Source organism: Pseudomonas sp. FP2294 (assembly GCF_030687625.1).
Classification (GTDB): domain Bacteria; phylum Pseudomonadota; class Gammaproteobacteria; order Pseudomonadales; family Pseudomonadaceae; genus Aquipseudomonas; species Aquipseudomonas shahriarae.
Genome location: NZ_CP117441.1, coordinates 4,368,681 through 4,387,933, shown reverse-complemented (window position 1 = coordinate 4,387,933; position 19,253 = coordinate 4,368,681). Strand labels below are relative to the sequence as shown.

The 19,253-nt window shown below is 61.1% G+C and carries 18 protein-coding genes; 12 read left to right on the top strand and 6 right to left on the bottom strand.

Annotation, left to right across the window (positions count from 1 at the left end):
• Positions 1–118 precede the first annotated feature (118 nt).
• The 5 genes from PSH73_RS19640 to PSH73_RS19620 all read right to left on the bottom strand — a co-directional run bounded on the left by PSH73_RS19640 (position 119) and on the right by PSH73_RS19620 (position 4,511).
• Positions 119–2,170, bottom strand: coding sequence for a bifunctional diguanylate cyclase/phosphodiesterase (locus PSH73_RS19640; RefSeq protein WP_057960494.1), 2,052 nt, complete (start codon positions 2,168–2,170; stop codon positions 119–121).
• 217 nt (positions 2,171–2,387) lie between these two features.
• Positions 2,388–2,576, bottom strand: coding sequence for a hypothetical protein (locus PSH73_RS19635; RefSeq protein WP_057439976.1), 189 nt, complete (start codon positions 2,574–2,576; stop codon positions 2,388–2,390).
• A 156-nt stretch (positions 2,577–2,732) separates the two neighbouring features.
• Positions 2,733–3,329, bottom strand: a complete 597-nt coding sequence (locus tag PSH73_RS19630) for a superoxide dismutase (RefSeq protein ID WP_003212997.1) — start codon at positions 3,327–3,329, stop codon at positions 2,733–2,735.
• A gap of 178 nt (positions 3,330–3,507) precedes the next feature.
• Complete coding sequence (locus tag PSH73_RS19625) at positions 3,508–4,107, bottom strand: LysE/ArgO family amino acid transporter (RefSeq protein WP_170060095.1); 600 nt, start codon at positions 4,105–4,107, stop codon at positions 3,508–3,510.
• 5 nt (positions 4,108–4,112) lie between these two features.
• Entirely contained in the window at positions 4,113–4,511 is a 399-nt protein-coding gene (locus PSH73_RS19620; protein WP_305461227.1) for an ACT domain-containing protein, read from the bottom strand.
• 102 nt (positions 4,512–4,613) lie between these two features.
• Between PSH73_RS19620 and PSH73_RS19615 the strand changes: the two genes are divergently transcribed.
• The 10 genes from PSH73_RS19615 to PSH73_RS19570 all read left to right on the top strand — a co-directional run bounded on the left by PSH73_RS19615 (position 4,614) and on the right by PSH73_RS19570 (position 15,913).
• The gene (locus PSH73_RS19615) at positions 4,614–5,507 is read left to right on the top strand and encodes a LysR family transcriptional regulator ArgP (RefSeq protein ID WP_057439973.1); all 894 of its coding nucleotides are present in this window, start codon (positions 4,614–4,616) and stop codon (positions 5,505–5,507) included.
• A 53-nt stretch (positions 5,508–5,560) separates the two neighbouring features.
• Positions 5,561–6,559, top strand: coding sequence for an NAD(P)-dependent oxidoreductase (locus PSH73_RS19610; RefSeq protein WP_057439972.1), 999 nt, complete (start codon positions 5,561–5,563; stop codon positions 6,557–6,559).
• A 111-nt stretch (positions 6,560–6,670) separates the two neighbouring features.
• Positions 6,671–7,513 carry a hypothetical protein gene (locus tag PSH73_RS19605; RefSeq protein WP_057439969.1) on the top strand — a complete coding sequence of 281 codons (843 nt, stop codon included), beginning with the start codon at positions 6,671–6,673 and terminating at the stop codon, positions 7,511–7,513.
• 141 nt (positions 7,514–7,654) lie between these two features.
• On the top strand, positions 7,655–8,914 hold the full coding sequence (locus tag PSH73_RS19600) for an AGE family epimerase/isomerase (protein ID WP_305461225.1): 1,260 nt from the start codon (positions 7,655–7,657) through the stop codon (positions 8,912–8,914).
• A gap of 106 nt (positions 8,915–9,020) precedes the next feature.
• Positions 9,021–10,307: an ABC transporter substrate-binding protein gene (locus PSH73_RS19595; RefSeq protein ID WP_305461222.1), complete on the top strand. Its 1,287-nt coding sequence runs from the start codon at positions 9,021–9,023 to the stop codon at positions 10,305–10,307.
• Between the two features lie 169 nt (positions 10,308–10,476).
• A complete protein-coding gene (locus PSH73_RS19590) occupies positions 10,477–11,385 on the top strand; it encodes a carbohydrate ABC transporter permease (RefSeq protein WP_029296391.1) in 909 nt (302 codons plus the stop codon).
• Entirely contained in the window at positions 11,378–12,220 is an 843-nt protein-coding gene (locus PSH73_RS19585) for a carbohydrate ABC transporter permease (protein WP_057439965.1), read from the top strand. The genes PSH73_RS19590 and PSH73_RS19585 overlap by 8 nt, the downstream gene beginning before the upstream one ends.
• Before the next feature lie 2 nt (positions 12,221–12,222).
• The gene (locus PSH73_RS19580; protein WP_305461220.1) at positions 12,223–13,380 is read left to right on the top strand and encodes an ABC transporter ATP-binding protein; all 1,158 of its coding nucleotides are present in this window, start codon (positions 12,223–12,225) and stop codon (positions 13,378–13,380) included.
• Between the two features lie 178 nt (positions 13,381–13,558).
• Entirely contained in the window at positions 13,559–14,905 is a 1,347-nt protein-coding gene (locus PSH73_RS19575; protein ID WP_057439963.1) for a carbohydrate porin, read from the top strand.
• 162 nt (positions 14,906–15,067) lie between these two features.
• The gene (locus tag PSH73_RS19570; RefSeq protein WP_170060091.1) at positions 15,068–15,913 is read left to right on the top strand and encodes a D-hexose-6-phosphate mutarotase; all 846 of its coding nucleotides are present in this window, start codon (positions 15,068–15,070) and stop codon (positions 15,911–15,913) included.
• Between the two features lie 85 nt (positions 15,914–15,998).
• On the opposite strand, the gene PSH73_RS19565 is transcribed toward PSH73_RS19570, so the two are convergent.
• Positions 15,999–16,859 carry a MurR/RpiR family transcriptional regulator gene (locus PSH73_RS19565; RefSeq protein WP_169866643.1) on the bottom strand — a complete coding sequence of 287 codons (861 nt, stop codon included), beginning with the start codon at positions 16,857–16,859 and terminating at the stop codon, positions 15,999–16,001.
• 219 nt (positions 16,860–17,078) lie between these two features.
• Here PSH73_RS19565 and zwf point away from each other — a divergent pair, with 219 nt between their 5' ends.
• Both zwf and pgl read left to right on the top strand, forming a co-directional pair.
• A complete protein-coding gene (gene zwf / locus PSH73_RS19560) occupies positions 17,079–18,545 on the top strand; it encodes a glucose-6-phosphate dehydrogenase (protein ID WP_057960487.1) in 1,467 nt (488 codons plus the stop codon).
• Complete coding sequence (gene pgl / locus PSH73_RS19555) at positions 18,532–19,245, top strand: 6-phosphogluconolactonase (RefSeq protein WP_057960486.1); 714 nt, start codon at positions 18,532–18,534, stop codon at positions 19,243–19,245. Before zwf ends, pgl begins: the two co-directional genes overlap by 14 nt.
• The last annotated feature ends 8 nt before the right edge of the window (positions 19,246–19,253 follow it).

The window sequence follows — 19,253 nt, the reverse complement described above, 5'->3', positions numbered from 1 at the left end:
CGCGCAAAACTGCAACATAATGCGAAAGATTTGCATTTTCTGTAAAGGGTTAACGCAGGAAAAGTTTCATAGTCAGGCGCCAGCCGCCCAAGGCCGTGCCTTGGGCGGCATTAAGGCTTTACAGGATGGCGGCGTTATTGCGCTCGGCTTGCTTGAGGTAGGCCGCCAGCTCACGGGCGGGCAGGGGTTTGCTGTAGTGATAGCCCTGACCTTCGTGGCAGCCTTCGCTGATGATGTAGGCTTCCTGCTCGGGTGTTTCCACACCTTCGGCGATGACCTGCATGCCCAGGCTTTTGCCCAGCTGGATGATCGCCCGCACGATGGTCGCATCGTCGTCGTCGTCCAGCAGGTCCTGGACAAAGCTCTTGTCGATCTTGATTTTGTCCAGAGGCAGGCTTTTCAGGTAACTCAGTGACGAGTAGCCGGTACCGAAATCGTCGATGGCAATCAGCGCGCCGGAGCGGCGCAGGCTCAGCAAGTGCTGGGCGGCGGTGCTGATGTCTTCCATCAGGCCGGTCTCGGTCACTTCCAGTTCCAGGCTGCGCGGCGGCAGGCGATAGATCTGCAGCAGGTTGTTGACCACCCGTGGCAGTTCGGCGTGGTGCAGTTGCACCGTGGACAGGTTGACCGCCATGCGCAGCTCGGTAAAGCCCTGGTCATGCCATTCGCGCAATTGCCGGCAGGCCTGGTCCAGCACCCACTCGCCAATGGGGATGATGGTGCCGTTCTGTTCCGCCAGCGGGATAAACAGGTCCGGTGGCACCAGGCCGTGTTCCGGGTGTTGCCAGCGAATCAGCGCCTCGACGCCGACCACGCGATGATCGGCATAGCTGATCTGCGGTTGGTACACCAGATGAAACTGGTTGCGGCCCAGGGCTTCGCGCAGGTCTTTCTCCAGTTCGCGGCGACGGCGTATCTCGCTGTCGACACTGGCGATATAGAACTGATAGCGATTGCGCGAGCGGCTCTTGGCCAGGGTCATGGTCTGCTCGGCCTTTTGCAGCAGTTTCTCGGTGCTGTCGCCGTCTTCGGGGAACAAGGTGATACCGATGGTGGCGCGCAGGCGGATCTGTTCGTGGTCGAGGGCGAACTCGGCTTCCAGGTCATCGAGGATGCTCTGTGCCAGCTCGGCGGCTTCGTAGGGTTGCTCGATATCGGCCTGGACCAGGGCGAACTGGTCGCCGCCCAGGCGCGCCAGGGCGCCGAGGCGCCCACTGTGGGCACGCAAGCGGTCGGCCAGGGCCAGCAGCAACTGGTCGCCGGCCTGGTAGGTGTACTGCTCGTTGACGCTCTTGAAGTCATCCAGCCCCACGCACAGCACCGCGACCCGGCGTTGCCGGCGCCCGGCGTCGACCAGGATCTTGTCCAGCTGTTCCTGCAGTTTCTGGCGGTTCGGCAGGCCGGTAAGAAAGTCGTACTGGGCCATGCGCAACAGGCTGTTTTCTGCTTCGTGGCGCAAATGGGTGTTGCGCTCGATAGACGCCAGCAACTGGTTGGCAGTGTTGATCCATAGCCCCAGTTCATTCTTTTCGTGGCCCTTGAGTTGCGGGATCTTGTGCTCGCTGGGGCGGTCGGGATTTATCGAACTCAGGTGGCTGATGATCCGCGACAGGGGCTTGGTCAGCAGCCAGTGATAGACCAGGTACAACACCAGGCCCATGGCCAGGGCGCGCAGCACCCCGGAGATAAAAATGATCCCCGAATTGACGATAAAGCCCCGGCCATAGGTGGCGGTGTCGAGGGTGATGCTCAGGTCGCCGTAATACTCGCTATAAGGCCCGCGCCCTACCAGCGGGGTGGTAAAGCTGCGTTCCCGGCCCAGAATCACGTCCGTCAGCCAGCGGCTGGGGGACTGCTGCAAGTCCCGGCTTTTTTCGGCGAGCATGGGTTCATTGGGATGGCCAATAGAGGCCATGCGCACCGCATCATCCTGAAACAGGCCTTCGATGACTTGCATACCCATCTCACGGTCCAGGCTGTAGACGGCCTGGGTCGAGGGGTCGCGAAACATGTCGAGGATGCGCTGGGCATCGCCTGCCACCGCCTGGCGCGTCTTGTAGGCATCAAAGACGATCTGCGCCACGCTTAGTGCCACGCCCACTATCAGTGCCGACAACAGCACCACCCGGAGCAACTTCACCGACAAGCTGTTTTTGAGTTCCAGCTTCAAAGGGTTATTCCTTGTTCCATGCGGGTAGCCTCAATATGCCATGAGTATTGGCAATCCCGTGGTGGCAGTCAAAGGAACATTGCGGTGCGTGGCGTCTGGACGCTAGCGGGGCAAGATCTGGAAGGCGATGGGCGGATCAAATCTTCCGCCCTTTTGCACGGCTGGCGGGCGTACAGGCGTAGGCTTTTCTGCCTGTCGCAAGAGCACGTCGATGGCCTCAAGGGTGCGGGTAGGTAATCTGCATATCGACTTTGGCGTGTACATCTTCGGCTATTTTGCCGGGTTCTTTCTCCTCGTCTTCACCTGACTTGCCCTTTATTGCATTCCCCAGCACTCCCGCCAAGGCACCCACAAGCTCTCCGATCCCTGGCATGGCGCCCTTGGCGAGTTCCATTATTCCAAGCATGGTTGATACTCCTAAAATAGATGAGGGAGTTATTTCTCTCACCGGCTCAGTGGTCAATTCCTGTCGGTGAGTTCCACGGGTGTTGGGGTGAGGTGGTTTCAATCTGGCACAAAAAAGCCCGGCAATTGCCGGGCTCTTTTTTACTGCAAGGGTTACTTACGCAGTGAAGGTTTTGCCTTCGAACTGCTCGGCAACGAACTTCCAGTTGACCAGGTTCCAGAACGCTTCCACATACTTTGGACGCACGTTACGGTAGTCGATGTAGTAGGCGTGTTCCCAGACGTCGCAGGTCAGCAGCGGGGTATCGCCGCTGGTCAGCGGGTTGCCGGCGCCGATGGTGCTGGCCAGGGCCAGGGAACCGTCAGCCTTTTTCACCAGCCAGCCCCAACCGGAACCGAAGGTGCCGACCGAAGTCTTGGTGAACTCTTCCTTGAACTTGTCGAACGAACCGAAAGCGGCGTTGATCGCCTCGGCCAGTGCGCCAGTCGGTTGGCCGCCGGCGTTTGGCGCCAGGCAGTTCCAGTAGAAAGTGTGGTTCCAGACCTGGGCGGCGTTGTTGAAGATGCCACCCGAAGAGGATTTGACGATCTCTTCCAGGGTCTTGCCTTCGAACTCGGTGCCAGGCACCAGGTTGTTCAGGTTCACGACATAGGTGTTGTGGTGCTTGTCGTGGTGATACTCCAGGGTTTCCTTGGAGATGTGCGGCTGCAGGGCATCGTGTGCGTAGGGCAGCGGCGGCAATTCGAAAGCCATGATAATTCTCCTAATCAGGTCAGTTGCGGTGAGCGCAAGGCCGATCACGGGCGGCCAAACAAGCGCCGGGGAGTTTGTACTCTTTGCGGCGCAGGGGCTGGATCATAGCACCGGGGGTGCGGCAAAACCACGCAACAACTGTGTGGGATAGAGGTTCCAGAGCGTTTTGGAATATTCCTCAGGTGCTGATCAATTGATAGGCCACGCTGAACATCATCACCGCCACCAAAAGGTCCAGCAGGCGCCAGGTCGCCGGGCGCGCGAGCCACGGGGCCAGCCACGCCGCGCCCAGGGCCAGGGCGGAAAACCAGAGGAACGACGCACTGGCGGCGCCTGCGACATAAGCGCCCGGCTCGGTTTGCTGGGCGCCCAGGGAACCGATCAGTAACACCGTGTCCAGGTACACATGAGGGTTGAGCAGGGTTACGGCCAGGGCGCTGAGCATCACCGCGCGCAATGAGCGCACCTTCTGGCTCTCGCCTTGCCCCAGGCTTTGCCGCGAACAGGCGCGGCGCAAGGCCAGGGCGCCATACCACAGCAGGAAAGCCGCGCCGCCCCAGCGGGCAATCGCCAGCAATAACGGGTTGTGCGCCAGCACCGTCGCGAGGCCAAACACCCCGGCGGCCACCAGCAGCGCATCACACACCACGCACAAGGCCGCCACTGGCAGGTGATGTTCGCGACGCAGGCTCTGCGCCAGCACAAACGCGTTTTGCGTACCGATAGCCATGATCAGCCCGAGGGCCACCAGCAAGCCGTTCACATAACTTTGCCACATAGGATTTACTTCGCGCCCGCTGCCAGTTGTTTCAATACATCCATTGCCCGCTCGGCATCGTTGCGGCCGACAAACAAATGGTCGTGGTAGTAGCCGGCGACCACGTTGCAACTGATCCCGGCACGTCCCAGGGCAGTGGCGAAGGCGGCGGTCAGGCCGACGGCCTCCAGGGCTGAATGCACGTTCAAGGTGATCCACGCCGCCACATACTCAAAGGCCAGGCCGGCCTGTTCGGCCTGTTGGCGCTCGACAATCACCGTCAAGCCTTCCTGTTCGCGAAAGCTGCCGATCACTTCGCAGGCGGGCAGGCGGTTGTCGGCCAGGGTGCAGAACACATAGTCGCCCGCGTTGAGCTGTGGGCTCATGCTGCGCAGTAGGGTTGCCAGGGCGGTTTCGCCAGCCATTGGAAGATCCTTGAAAGAAGATAAACACGGGATGCTGGTCATTCTCCGGTCTGGCGCTGTATAAGAAAAACCAATATTGCTCATCGCTCATTAGGAAAACTGATGTTCGACTACAAATTGCTCTCTGCCCTGGCGGCGGTGGTGGAACAGGCCGGCTTCGAACGTGGCGCCCAGGTGCTGGGCGTGTCGCAATCGGCCATTTCCCAGCGCATCAAATTGCTCGAAGCGCGTATCGGCCAGCCAGTACTGGTGCGCGCAACGCCGCCCACCCCCACGGAAATCGGCCGGCGCCTGCTCAACCATGTGCAGCAGGTGCGCCTGCTGGAGCGCGACCTGCAAAGCCAGGTGCCGGCGTTGGACGAGGAGGGCATGCCGGAGCGCCTACGGATTGCCATCAACGCCGACAGCCTGGCCACATGGTGGGGGCAGGCGGTGGGGGATTTTTGCGCCGAACAGCATGTGTTGCTGGAGTTGGTGGTGGAAGACCAGACCGTCGGCCTCAAGCGCATGCGCGCCGGCGAAGTGGCGGCCTGCGTCTGCGCCAGCGAGCGCCCGGTGGCCGGTGCCCGCAGCCTGCTGCTGGGGGCCATGCGCTATCGGGCCCTGGCCAGCCCGGCGTTTATCGCCCGGCACTTTCCCGGCGGGGTGCGCGCCGATCAGTTGGCCCGGACCCCGGCGCTGGTATTTGGCCCGGATGATTTCCTGCAGCATCGCTACCTCGCCTCGCTGGGCGTGGACGGCGGTTTCGAACACCATTTATGCCCGTCTTCCGAAGGGTTTATCCGCCTGGCCGAGGCCGGCCTGGGCTGGGGGCTGGTGCCGGAGTTACAGGTGCGTGAGCAACTGCAGCGTGGGGTGTTGGTGGAGTTATTGCCAGATAAACCCATTGATGTGCCGTTGTACTGGCATCATTGGCGCAGCGGTGGGCAATTGCTCGGCTTGTTGACCGAACATCTGGCGCGGGCGACCGGCCAGTTGTTGGTGCCGTTGGGGTGACTGCTGGCGTCAACGCAACTGCGATGAAAAATGTAAAGAACACGGAGTAATACATGAAAATTCTGGTCACCGGCGCAAGCGGCTTCATTGGCGGGCGCTTTGCGCGCTTCGCCCTGGAGCAGGGCCTGGACGTGCGGGTCAACGGGCGGCGGGCCGAGGGTGTCGAGCACCTGGTACGGCGCGGCGCCGAGTTTATCCAGGGTGATCTGAATGATCCGGATCTGGTGCGCAACCTGTGCCGCGACGTCGAAGCCGTCGTGCATTGTGCCGGTGCCGTAGGGTTGTGGGGGCGTTACCAGGACTTTTACCAGGGCAATGTGCAGGTGACCGAAAACGTGGTCGAAGCCTGCCTGAAACAGCGGGTCGGGCGCCTGGTGCACTTGTCGTCGCCGTCGATCTATTTCGATGGCCGCGATCACCTGGGGCTGACCGAAGAGCAAGTGCCCAAGCGTTTCAAGCATCCCTATGCGGCCACCAAGTACCTGGCCGAGCAAAAAGTCTTCGGTGCCCAGGAGTTCGGCCTAGAAGTGCTGGCCCTGCGCCCGCGCTTTGTCACCGGGGCCGGGGATATGAGCATCTTCCCGCGACTGTTGAAAATGCAGCGCAAAAACCGCCTGGCCATCGTCGGCGACGGCCTGAACAAGGTTGATTTCACCAGTGTGCACAACCTCAACGAGGCCCTGCTCAGCAGCCTGCTGGCCACTGGCTCGGCGTTGGGCAAGGCCTATAACATCAGCAATGGCACGCCGGTGCCGGTGTGGGACGTGATCAACTACGTGATGCGCCAGATGGAAATGCCCCAGGTCACGCGTTACCGTTCCTACGGCTTGTCCTACAGCGTCGCGGCGCTCAATGAAGCCTTCTGCGCGATGTGGCCGGGGCGTCCGGAGCCGTCACTGTCACGCCTGGGCATGCAGGTGATGAACAAGGATTTCACCCTGGACATCAGCCGCGCGCAGCACTACCTCGATTACCAACCCAGGGTCAGCCTGTGGACAGCGCTCGACGAATTTTGCCACTGGTGGAAAGTCCAGGAACCGGGCTCCCAGTAGCCTTCGCAACACCGGGAACCGATTTTTCGGTTGCCGCTCGACCAAGGCGACGGGCCAGGGGTTTATACTCCCGCCGCTTGGTTTTTTATGTGGCTATCTCAAGGTTGATTCATGCGTAACGATACTAAAGACGACTTCGACAATGTGCCGAGCCTGCGGGCCGACGTTGGCGATGACGATGATTTTGTGCCGACAGCTGCCACCTCCATCCGCTCGCGCCCGGCGCCGGTGGTCAAGGTCAAGAGTGCCAGTACCGGGCCGTTGTGGGCCCTGGTCGGCGCGCTGCTGTTCGCCTTCGTGGGCCTGGCCTGGTGGAGTTTCCAGCAGATCTCCCTGATGGGGCAGCAACTGGTGGCCACCCAGGAAAGCTTTGCGCGTATCAGCGAAGAAGCCGCCGGCCGCTTGCAGGACATTTCCGGCAAGGTGGTGGCCAGTGAGGCCATCGTCAATACCGGTAGCGAAGCGCTCAAGCTGCAGATCAAGCAGTTGGAAAGCCAATTGCTGGAGCAGGGCAAGCAGCAGTTGGGCGTGGCGGGCCAGGCCACCGACCTGGACAAGCGCCTGGCGCAGATGAGTGCCAGCACCACGGACCTGGCCACCGCCAATACCCAGTTGCAGGCCCAGGTGCTGAGCCTGGTCAATGAATTGACCGCCCTCAAGGCCGCACAGGCCGAAGCCGCCAAATTGAATGCCGACGTCAAGGAACTGGGCACGGAGGTGGCCGCCTTGAAGAAGCAGGGCAATCCGGCCACGGCCATTGCACGCCTGGAACAGGACCTGCTGGTGGTCAAGAGCGAACTGGACAACCGCGCCGCCACCGAAGGGCCGTCGAATAAAGAGTTCGACGTGTTCCGTATCCAGACCACCCGCAACATCACCACCTTGCAAACCCAGATGCAGAACCTGCAACGGGAAGTGAGTGCGCCGGCCAAGGTCACGCCCCTGGGCCAGTGACGCCATTGTTACTCTTGGGGCCGGCTTGCCGGCTCTTGCCAATGTCACCAATCGGTGACATTTCCTCGCTCTTTCGTTACATGCCCTCTCCCGACCCTTGTTTAGACTGCGGTCATCCCATAAAAACAAAAAGGGCCACCCATGATCATGCAACCACTGCCTGCCAGCAGTTGGCTGAACGCCCCTGCCCATCACGCCTGGCTCGCCGCCGAAGGCCAGCGCCTGCTGGGTTTTGCCAAGGCCTCGCGGCTGCCTGAAGGCTTCGGCAACCTCGATGTACAGGGCCGTCTGCCCGTCGATGCCCACGCCGAAACCATGAACACCGCCCGCATGACCCACAGCTTCGCCATGGCTCACGCCCAAGGGCTGCCGGGCTATGCCGAGCTGGTGGAGCACGGTGTGGCCAGCCTCACCGGCCCGTTGCGGGATGCCGAGCATGGCGGCTGGTTTGCCGTCGCCGGCGCGGGTGATGGCAATACGGGCAAGGCCGCCTACCTGCACGCCTTTGTCGCCCTGGCCGCCAGTTCCGCAGTGGTGGCGGGTGCCCCTGGGGCGCAAGCGTTGCTGGCGGATGCCATACAGATCATCGACCAGCATTTCTGGTGCGAGGAGGAGGGCGCAATGCTTGAATCCTTCGCCCGGGACTGGAGCGGTGAAGAAGCCTATCGCGGCGCCAACAGCAATATGCACGCCACCGAAGCCTTTCTGGCCCTGGCCGATGTCACCGGCGACACGCGCTGGCTGGGGCGGGCGCTGCGTATTGTCGAACGGGTGATCCATCGGCACGCCGCCGCCAATGAATTTATGGTGATCGAGCATTTCGACCGCTATTGGCAACCCCTGCACCGTTACAACGAAGAAAACCCGGCCGACGGCTTTCGCCCCTACGGCATCACTCCCGGGCACGGCTTTGAATGGGCGCGCCTGGTGTTGCACCTTGAAGCCGCACGCCAGCAGGCGGGGCTCGTCACGCCAGCGTGGTTGCTGGAGGATGCCAAGGCTTTGTTCGCCAGCGCCTGCGAGTATGGCTGGTCGGTGGACGGTGGCCCGGGCCTGGTCTACACCCTGGACTGGCACTACCGCCCGGTGGTGCGCGAGCGTCTGCATTGGACCCACGCCGAAGCCAGCGCGGCCGCCCAGGCCCTGCTCAAGCGCACCGGCGAGTGGCATTACGAGGTCTGGTACCGGCGCTTCTGGGAGTTCTGTGAAACCCACCTGATCGACCGGGTCCAGGGCAGTTGGCACCACGAACTCGATCCGCAAAACCTGCCCGCCAGCAAAATCTGGGGGGGCAAGCCGGACCTGTACCATGCCTGGCAGGCCGTATTGCTGCCGGGCCTGCCGTTATCCCCAAGCATGGCCAGTGCGCTGGGGGCCGGTTGCTATGTCACCAAGTGGTGACATTTGCCCGTCCCTTTGTTACGTGCCTGGCAAAAATCCCTGTTTAGAATCCTATGCAGCGCAAGCTCCAGACTTGCATGCATAACAACAAGAAAAAGGTACTCAGATGAACGCGATTAATCGCCTCGCCGTTGCTATTTCCATTGCCTCGTTGTTTCCCCTCAGTGCATTTGCCGCCGACTCCAAAGGGACGGTTGAAGTTGTGCATTGGTGGACCTCGGGCGGTGAGAAGGCGGCGGTGGATGTCCTGAAGGCCCAAGTTGAGAAAGACGGTTTTACCTGGAAAGACGGGGCCGTCGCAGGCGGCGGCGGTGCCACGGCCATGACCGTGCTGAAAAGCCGCGCGGTCGCCGGCAACCCGCCAGGCGTGGCCCAGATCAAAGGCCCCGACATCCAGGAATGGGCGTCCACCGGGCTGCTCGACACCGACGTCCTGAAGGACGTGGCCAAGGCCGAGAAGTGGGACGAACTGCTCGACAAGAAAGTCTCCGACACGGTGAAGTACGAAGGTGATTACGTGGCCGTGCCGGTGAATATCCACCGCGTCAACTGGCTGTGGATCAACCCTGAAGTCTTCAAGAAAGCCGGCATCAGCAAAAACCCTACGACCCTTGAAGAATTCTATGTCGCCGGTGACAAGCTCAAGGCTGCCGGCTTCATTGCGCTCGCCCACGGTGGCCAGCCTTGGCAGGACAGTACGGTGTTCGAAGCCGTGGTGCTCTCGGTCATGGGCGTGGACGGCTACAAGAAAGCCCTGGTCGACCTCGACAACGCGACCCTGACCGGCCCGGACATGGTCAAGGCGCTGACCGAGCTGAAAAAGGTCGCGACCTATATGGACGCCGACGGCAAGGGCCAGGACTGGAACCTGGAAGCCGCCAAAGTCATCAACGGCAAGGCCGGCATGCAGATCATGGGTGACTGGGCCAAGAGCGAGTGGACAGCCGCCAAGAAAATCGCCGGCAAGGACTACGAGTGCGTAGCCTTCCCGGGCACCGACAAGGCCTTCACCTACAACATCGACTCCCTGGCGGTGTTCAAGCAGAAAAATGCCGGTACCTCGGCCGGTCAGCAAGACATCGCCAAGGTCGTGCTGGGTGAGAACTTCCAGAAGGTCTTCAGCATCAACAAGGGCTCGATCCCGGTGCGCAACGACATGCTCGGCGACATGGCCAAATACGGCTTCGACAGCTGCGCCCAGACGGCGGCCAAGGACTTCCTGGTGGATGCCAAGTCCGGCGGCCTGCAACCGAGCATGGCGCACAACATGGCGACCACGCTGGCGGTACAGGGCGCGTTCTTTGATGTGGTGACCAACTTCATCAACGACCCGAAAGCCGACCCGGCCGACACCGCAAAGAAACTTGGTGCGGCGATCAAGTCTGCCAAGTAACCCCTAGGGGCAATCGGTTTCAGTGTGGGAGCGGGCTTGCCCGCGATGCAAGCGCCTCGGTGTAGCAGTGACACTCAGGTGATGCCATCGCAAGCAAACCAGCCCCCACCCAAAGCCGACTCCCACAAGGTTATCCATTAGTCCCTTATTCCCTGCCCTGGATTTCCCCATGAGTTCTGTTGCTGTGTTCAGCAAGGCCTCGCCGTTCGATGCATTGCAGCGCTGGCTCCCCAAACTGGTGCTGGCCCCGAGCATGTTCATCGTTCTGGTGGGCTTCTATGGCTACATCCTGTGGACGTTCGTGCTGTCGTTCACCAACTCCACCTTCCTGCCCACCTACAAATGGGTGGGCCTGGCGCAATACGCACGGTTGTTCGACAACGACCGCTGGTGGGTGGCGAGCAAAAACCTGGCGCTGTTCGGCGGCATGTTTATCGGCATCACCCTGGTGATCGGCGTGCTGCTGGCGGTCTTTCTCGACCAGCGCATCCGCCGCGAAGGCTTTATCCGCACCATCTACCTGTACCCGATGGCGCTCTCGATGATCGTCACCGGTACTGCCTGGAAATGGCTGCTCAACCCCGGCATGGGCCTGGACAAACTGCTGCGCGACTGGGGCTGGGAAGGCTTCCGGCTGGACTGGCTGATCGACCCGGACCGCGTGGTGTATTGCCTGGTGATTGCGGCGGTATGGCAAGCCTCGGGCTTTATCATGGCGATGTTCCTCGCCGGCCTGCGTGGGGTTGATCAGTCGATCATCCGTGCCGCACAGATCGACGGCGCGAGCCTGCCGCGTATCTACTGGAGCGTGGTGCTGCCCAGCCTGCGCCCGGTGTTCTTCAGCGCGGTGATGATCCTTGCGCACATCGCCATCAAGAGCTTTGACCTGGTGGCGGCAATGACGGCCGGTGGCCCTGGCTACTCGTCCGACCTGCCGGCGATGTTCATGTATTCCTTCACCTTCAGTCGCGGCCAGATGGGCATGGGCTCGGCCAGTGCGATCCTGATGCTCGGCGCGATCCTCGCGATCATCGTGCCTTACCTGTACTCCGAGCTGAGGACCAAGCGCCATGACTAGTCTCGCCAAACCTTCCATCAGCTTCAGCCGCCTGGCGATCCATGCGGTGCTGATCCTCGCCGTGGTGCTGTACCTGGTGCCGCTGGTGGTGATGCTGCTGACCAGCTTCAAGACCCCGGAAGACATCAGCACCGGCAACCTGCTGAGCTGGCCGACGGTGATTACCGGGATCGGCTGGGTCAAGGCCTGGGCCACGGTAAACGGGTACTTCTGGAACTCGTTCATGATCACCATCCCGGCGGTGCTGATCTCCACCACCATCGGTGCGTTGAACGGCTACGTGCTGTCGATGTGGCGTTTTCGCGGTTCGCAGTTGTTCTTCGGCCTGTTGTTGTTCGGCTGCTTCCTGCCGTTCCAGACCGTCTTGCTGCCGGCCTCGTTCACCCTCGGCAAAATGGGCCTGGCCAGCACCACCACCGGCCTGGTGTTCGTGCACGTGGTCTACGGCCTGGCATTCACCACGCTGTTCTTCCGCAACTACTACGTGAGCATTCCGGATGCGCTGGTCAAGGCTGCGCGCCTGGATGGCGCAGGATTCTTCACCATCTTCCGTCGGATCATTCTGCCGATGTCGACCCCGATCATCATGGTCTGCCTGATCTGGCAGTTCACCCAGATCTGGAACGACTTCCTGTTTGGTGTGGTGTTCTCCAGCGGTGATTCGCAGCCCATCACGGTGGCGCTGAACAACCTGGTCAACACCAGCACCGGGGCCAAGGAATATAACGTTGATATGGCGGCGGCGATGATCGCCGGGCTGCCGACCCTGCTGGTCTATGTGGTCGCAGGCAAGTATTTCGTGCGCGGCCTCACGGCTGGCGCGGTCAAGGGGTAATCATGGCTACGCTCGAACTTCGCAACGTAAACAAGACCTATGGTGCCGGCCTGCCGGACACCCTGAAGAACATCGAACTGTCGATCAAGGACGGTGAGTTCCTGATTCTTGTCGGGCCCTCGGGCTGCGGCAAGTCGACCTTGATGAACTGCATCGCCGGCCTGGAGAACATCAGCGGCGGCGCGATCATGATCGGTGACCAGGACGTCAGCGGCATGAGCCCCAAGGACCGGGATATCGCCATGGTGTTCCAGTCCTACGCCCTGTACCCAACCATGAGCGTGCGCGAGAACATCGAGTTCGGCCTGAAAATCCGCAAGATGAGCCAGGCCGACATCGACGAGGAAGTGGCGCGGGTGGCCAAGCTGCTGCAGATCGAGCACCTGCTCAATCGCAAGCCGGGCCAGCTCTCGGGCGGCCAGCAACAACGCGTGGCCATGGGCCGGGCGCTGGCGCGGCGGCCGAAGATCTACCTGTTCGACGAGCCACTGTCCAACCTCGACGCCAAGCTGCGGGTCGAGATGCGCACCGAAATGAAACTGATGCACCAGCGCCTGAAAACCACCACGGTCTACGTGACCCACGACCAGATCGAAGCGATGACCCTGGGCGACAAAGTGGCGGTGATGAAGGACGGGATCATCCAGCAGTTCGGCACGCCGAAAGACATCTACAACGATCCGGCCAACCTGTTTGTGGCGAGCTTTATCGGCTCGCCGCCGATGAACTTCATCCCCCTGCGCCTGCAACGCAAGGAGGGCCGCCTGCTGGCCCTGCTCGACAGCGGCCAGGCGCGTTGCGAATTGCCACTGGGCATGAACGATGCGGGTCTTGAAGACCGCGATGTGATCCTCGGCCTGCGCCCGGAGCAAATTGTCCTGGCCAGCAGCGAGGGCAATGGCCTGCCGAACATTCGTGCTGAAGTCCAGGTGACCGAGCCCACAGGCCCGGACACCCTGGTGTTCGTGCAGCTCAATGACACCAAGGTCTGCTGCCGCCTGGCGCCAGATGTGGCGCCGCAAGTGGGCGAGAGCCTGACCTTGCAGTTCGATCCGGCCAAGGTGCTGCTGTTCGACGCCAAGACCGGAGAACGCCTGGGCACCGCCGCGTCAGTGCCAGTGCCACACGCCGACAACGTCACCCAATTTAAAGGCCGCTGAAAATCAAAATGTGGGAGCGGGCTTGCCCGCGATACAGGCCGCTCGGTCTACCAGGCACACCGCAGTGATGCCATCGCGAGCAAGCCCGCTCCCACACATTCGATGTGGATGTTTCGGAAATAGCTGTAAACCGCGTTAGATAAAAACAGTTAATAACAATAAAGACGAGGATGTAGGGATGAAAAAGCAACACAACAACACTCGCTTGATCTGCCAGCTGTCAGCAGCGGCAGCGCTGGTTTTGTCCGCCAATGCGATGGCAGACGAGGCCTTCAGTGCCGATTCCAAATGGATGACCGGCGATTGGGGCGGCGAGCGGACCAAGCTGATCGAGCGGGGTATCGACATCAAGGCCGACTACGTTGGGGAAGCGGGCTACAACGCCCACGGCGGCTACAACGATGACAAGACCGGTCGTTATGCTGACCAGTTCGGCCTCGGCGTAGCGCTGGACCTGCAAAAACTCTGGGGCTGGGACAACACCCAGGCCAAGATCCAGATGACCAGCCGTAATGGCCGCAACATCTCCAATGACCGCATTGGCGACCCGCGTGCCGGCACCTTGAGTTCGTCTCAAGAAGTGTACGGCCGTGGCCATATGGTGCGCCTGACCCAGTTCTGGATTCAGCACCAGATGTTCGACAACAAGCTGGATGTGAAACTCGGTTACTTCGGTGAAGGCGAAGACTTCAACACCTTCCCGTGCGACTTCCAGAACCTCTCGTTCTGCGGCTCCCAAGTGGGTAACTACGTCAACACCTGGTACAACTGGCCGGTCAGCCAGGCCGCGATCCGCGTGAAGTACCACATCACGCCTGAGCTGTATGCGCAGATCGGCGCGTACAACCAGAACCCCTCGCAGCTGGAGCACGGCAACGGCTTCAAGCTCAGCGGCAGTGGCACCAAGGGCACCGTGATTCCGGTGGAGCTGGTCTGGTCGCCGAAGGTCAATAACCTGCCGGGCGAATACCGTGTGGGTTACTACAAGAGCGCCGCCGATGCTCCCGACGTACGTGAAGACGTCAACGGCGACAATGCGGCCACCACTGGCGCAGACTACCGTACCCGCAGCAGCAAAAAAGGCTATTGGTTCGTTGCCCAGCAGCAGCTCACCACCCATAACGGCGACGCTTCCCGTGGCCTGAACATCGCGGCCAACGCCACCTTCCACGACAAGGAAACCAACACGGTCGACAACTATCAGTCGATCATGCTGGTGTACAAAGGCCCATTCGATGCGCGTCCAAAAGATGACGTCGGCATTGGTGCTGCTCGCCTGCATGTCAACGATGACGTGCGCAAGAACGCCGAGTTGTTGAACGAAGCGGGCGGTTTCACCGATTACAGCCAGGCAGGTTATGCGCCACTGCGCGGCACCGAGTACAACTACGAAATCAACTACGGCTTCCACGTCACCAACTGGTTGACCGTGCGTCCCAACCTGCAATACGTCACCCACCCAGGTGGCGTGGATAAAGTCGACAACGCCCTGGTCGCCGGTCTGAAAATTCAGTCGGTGTTCTAACGCGGTTGCGATAAGCTCCTTCTCTCTGTGCGCATTTTGCGGGTAGCCATGGCTATCCGCTTTTTTTTGAGCGGGTGCGCATAACGCGTGTGGGAGCTGGCAAGCCAGCTTCCACAGGTTCACCAAAGAGGTGAGCGATAGTGATCTACAGGACCGTGGCACATGCATGAGCATCCGCTGCAACGCTTTTTCAAATCCCTGCGCGAGCAACCGGTATTCGCCTGGGAGCGCTTCCAGATGCGCGACGTATTGGTGATTGACCACCCCCTGTGCCAGGCGGTATTCAGCCGCCAGGGCGCGCAGTTGCTGCATTTCCAACCCACGGGCCAGAAGCCATGGCTGTGGTGCGCGGCCAAGTGGCCGCAGGTCGGGGCGATCCGTGGCGGCGTGCCAGTGTGCTGGCCGTGGTATGGCCGCCATCCCAGCGAAAACGCCTGGCCCTCCCATGGTTGGGCACGCTTGATTGACTGGAAGCTATTGGACAGCAGCACCGATGACGACGGTGTGCGCCTGCATTGGCAATTGCAGCTGTGCGATTGGCAGGTGGACCTGCATGCGCACCTGGGCGAAACCCTCGAACTGCGCCTGAGCACCGAGCATCAGGATGAGCTGCCGTGCCAGTTGAGCCACGCTTTGCACGCCTATTGGCGGATTGGCAACGTGGGCGAGATAGCGCTGTCTGGGCTCGACGGGGCGCAGGGTTACGACCAGTTGAGTCGTCAGGTTTGCCAGCAGCAAGGTGAGTTGCGCGTCGATGGCGGCTGCCAGCGCGTGTTCCAGCATGAGGGGGAGTTGCAGCTCAAAGACCACGCCTGGCAGCGCGAACTGTGCATCGACACTGGCGACAGTGCCGACACGGTGGTCTGGCATCCGGGCAGCCGGCCATTGCTGGGGGTGAGCTTTAACGAGGCGTCGGGCTTTGTGTGCGTGGAGTCGGCCATGGCTGGGGCCAGCCTGGCGCCGGGGGAGAGGGCGCATTTGAGTTTGCAGGCCCGGGCGGGGGGTTAGTGGTGTTGCCCTGGGCCTCATCGCGGGCAAGCCCGCTCCCACAAGGTAGCGGGCTGGGCTGGCCCTGCTGGAGGCGATTCCAGCTTTAGTTGAACTCATCCCCCACCGGATACCGGCTGTCATTCAAGCTCTCTTTGATCTTGCGCAGATGGGGCTGGAAATCCACACCACGGCGCAAGGTCATGCCGGTCGCCAGCACATCCAGCACTGTCAACTGAATGATCCGCGAGGTCATTGGCATATAGATGTCGGTGTCTTCCGGCAGCGGTATGTTCAAGCTCACCGTACTGACCTTGGCCAATGGCGAGTTCTCGGCCGTCACGCCCAGCACCGAGGCGCCGTTCTCCCGGGCAATGCGCGCTACTTCCACCAGCTCGCGGGTGCGGCCGGTGTAGGAAATGATCACGAACAGCTCGCCGGTATGCGCTACCGAGGCAATCATGCGTTGCATCAATACGTCGGCGTGGGCCGTCACCGACAGGTTGAAACGGAAGAACTTGTGCAGGGCATCCATGGCCACTGGCGCCGAAGCACCGAGGCCGAAGAAGTGGATCTGCCGTGCCTGGATCAGCAAGTCCACGGCCTTGCTGATAAGCGCGGGGTCCAGGGCCTGGCAGGCGCTGTCCAATGAAGCGATGGCGCTGCCAAAAATCTTCTGCGTGTAGGCCTCGGGGTTATCATCGGCCTCCACGGCGCGGCTGACATAGGCCGCGCCACTGGCCAGGCTTTGCGCCAGTTGCAATTTCAGTTCAGGGTAACCGCTGACGCCGAACGAGCGGCAGAAACGGTTGACCGTCGGTTCACTGACCGAGGCGGCTTGGGCGAGGGCGGCGATCGAGAAGCGGGTCGCCTGCTGTGGGTTGAGCAGGATGACCTCGGCGACTTTTTTCTCGGCCTTGTTCAATTCTTCGAGGCGGTTCCGGATCTGTTCCAGAAGATTGCGCACGCGGTCCATTCAGTCTTTCCTTCGGGCGACGATGCAAGTAAGGGCCAGTAACAGGTCGACGAGCGGCCCTTGGCGGTGGCCTATCCTACTGAGGGTAGTTGAACACCACCACTCGCAATGCGTATTTTGGGAAAATGTTGTGGTTATTACTACATTTTTCCTTGAGTGATGCCTTGAAAAAAGGTATTTGTAGCTTAACTTGATAAAAGAACAAACATCATGCCTTCGATAACCGTGGAACCCTGCACCTTTGCCCTGTTTGGCGCCTTGGGTGATCTGGCGCTGCGCAAGTTATTTCCTGCCCTTTATCAACTCGATGGCGCCGGGCTCTTGCACGCCGACACCCGCATCCTGGCCCTGGCCCGTGAAGCTGGCTCCGAGCAGCAGCACCTGGACCACATCGAGCACGAACTGCGCAAATACGTCGGTCAGGAACTGGATGAAGCGGTAGCTGCGCGCTTCCTCGCGCGCCTGGCCTATGTGCATGTCGATTTCATGAATGCCGATGACTACGTGGCCCTGGCCGCCAAGGCCGGCACCGAACAACGCCTGATCGCCTACTTCGCCACCCCGGCGGCGGTGTATGGCGCGATCTGCGAGAACCTGTCCAAGGTCGGCCTGGCGGAAAATACCCGGGTGGTCCTGGAGAAACCCATCGGTTCGGACCTGGAGTCCTCGCGCAAGGTCAACGACGCCGTGGCGCAGTTTTTCCCGGAAAACCGCACTTACCGCATCGACCACTACCTGGGCAAAGAGACGGTGCAGAACCTGATCGCCCTGCGTTTTGCCAACAGCCTGTTTGAAACCCAGTGGAACCAGCATTACATCTCCCACGTGGAAATCACCGTGGCCGAGCAGGTGGGTATCGAAGGTCGCTGGGGTTACTTCGACAAGGCCGGGCAACTGCGGGACATGATCCAGAATCACCTGCTGCAATTGCTCTGCCTGATCGCCATGGACCCGCCGGCCGACTTGTCCGCCGACAGCATCCGCGACGAGAAGGTCAAGGTGCTCAAGGCCCTCGCGCCGATCAGCCCGGAAGGCCTGACCACCCAGGTCGTGCGCGGCCAGTACATTGCTGGCTACAGCGCCGGCAAGCCGGTGCCGGGTTACCTGGAAGAAGATAACTCCAACACCCAGAGCGATACCGAAACCTTCGTCGCCCTGCGGGCCGATATCCGCAACTGGCGTTGGGCCGGGGTGCCGTTTTACCTGCGCACCGGCAAGCGCATGCCGCAAAAGTTGTCGCAGATCGTTATCCACTTCAAGGAACCGTCCCACTATATCTTTGCCCCCGAACAGCGCCTGCAGATCAGCAACAAGCTAATCATCCGCCTGCAACCGGACGAAGGTATTTCCTTGCGCGTGATGACCAAGGAGCAGGGCCTGGACAAGGGCATGCAACTGCGCAGCGGGCCACTGCAACTGAATTTTTCCGACACCTACCGCAGCGCACGGATTCCCGATGCCTACGAGCGGTTGTTGCTGGAAGTGATGCGCGGCAATCAGAACCTGTTTGTCCGTAAAGATGAAATCGAAGCCGCGTGGAAGTGGTGTGACCAGTTGATCGCCGGGTGGAAAAAATCCGGTGATGCACCCAAGCCGTACGCGGCGGGTTCCTGGGGGCCGATGAGCTCCATTGCACTGATCACGCGGGACGGGAGGTCGTGGTATGGCGATATCTGATTTGAAACTGCCCCAGGGCGTAACACCCCATGAGTACCGCACGCCGGTACTGCTGGCCGAAGGCTTGGCCAACGACGTGGCCGAACAACTGCGCGCGGCCATCAGTGCCCGTGGCGAGGCGACCCTGGTGGTGTCCGGTGGCCGCAGCCCGGTGGCGTTTTTCCAGAACCTGGCCAGCCAGGGGCTGGACTGGTCCAAGGTCACCATTACCCTGGCCGATGAGCGCTGGGTGCCGGTGGAACATGCCGACAGCAACGCCGGCCTGTTGAAGAAATATCTGCTGCAAGGCCCGGCGGCCAAGGCCAAGTTCTTGAGCCTTTACAGCGCCGCCGCGAACCTGGACGGCGCTGCCGAGCAGGCGGATCGCCTGCTGGCCGAACTGCCGGCGATTGATGTGCTGGTGCTGGGCATGGGCGATGACGGGCATACCGCGTCGCTGTTCCCCAACAGCCCGAACCTGGCCGAAGCGCTGCAGCCCGATGGCTCCCGCAGGTGCTGGCCGATGCTGGCGCCGAGCGTGCCCCATCAGCGCCTGACCATGAGTCGTGCATTGCTGGCCAGCGCCCGTTACACCGTGTTGTCGATTGCCGGCGATTCGAAACTCCATACCCTGAGCGAAGCGCTGGCCAGCGACGATGTTGCCGGCATGCCGATTCGCGCGTTTTTGCAACCCACTCTAGAGATTTACTGGTGCCCATGAGCCAAGGA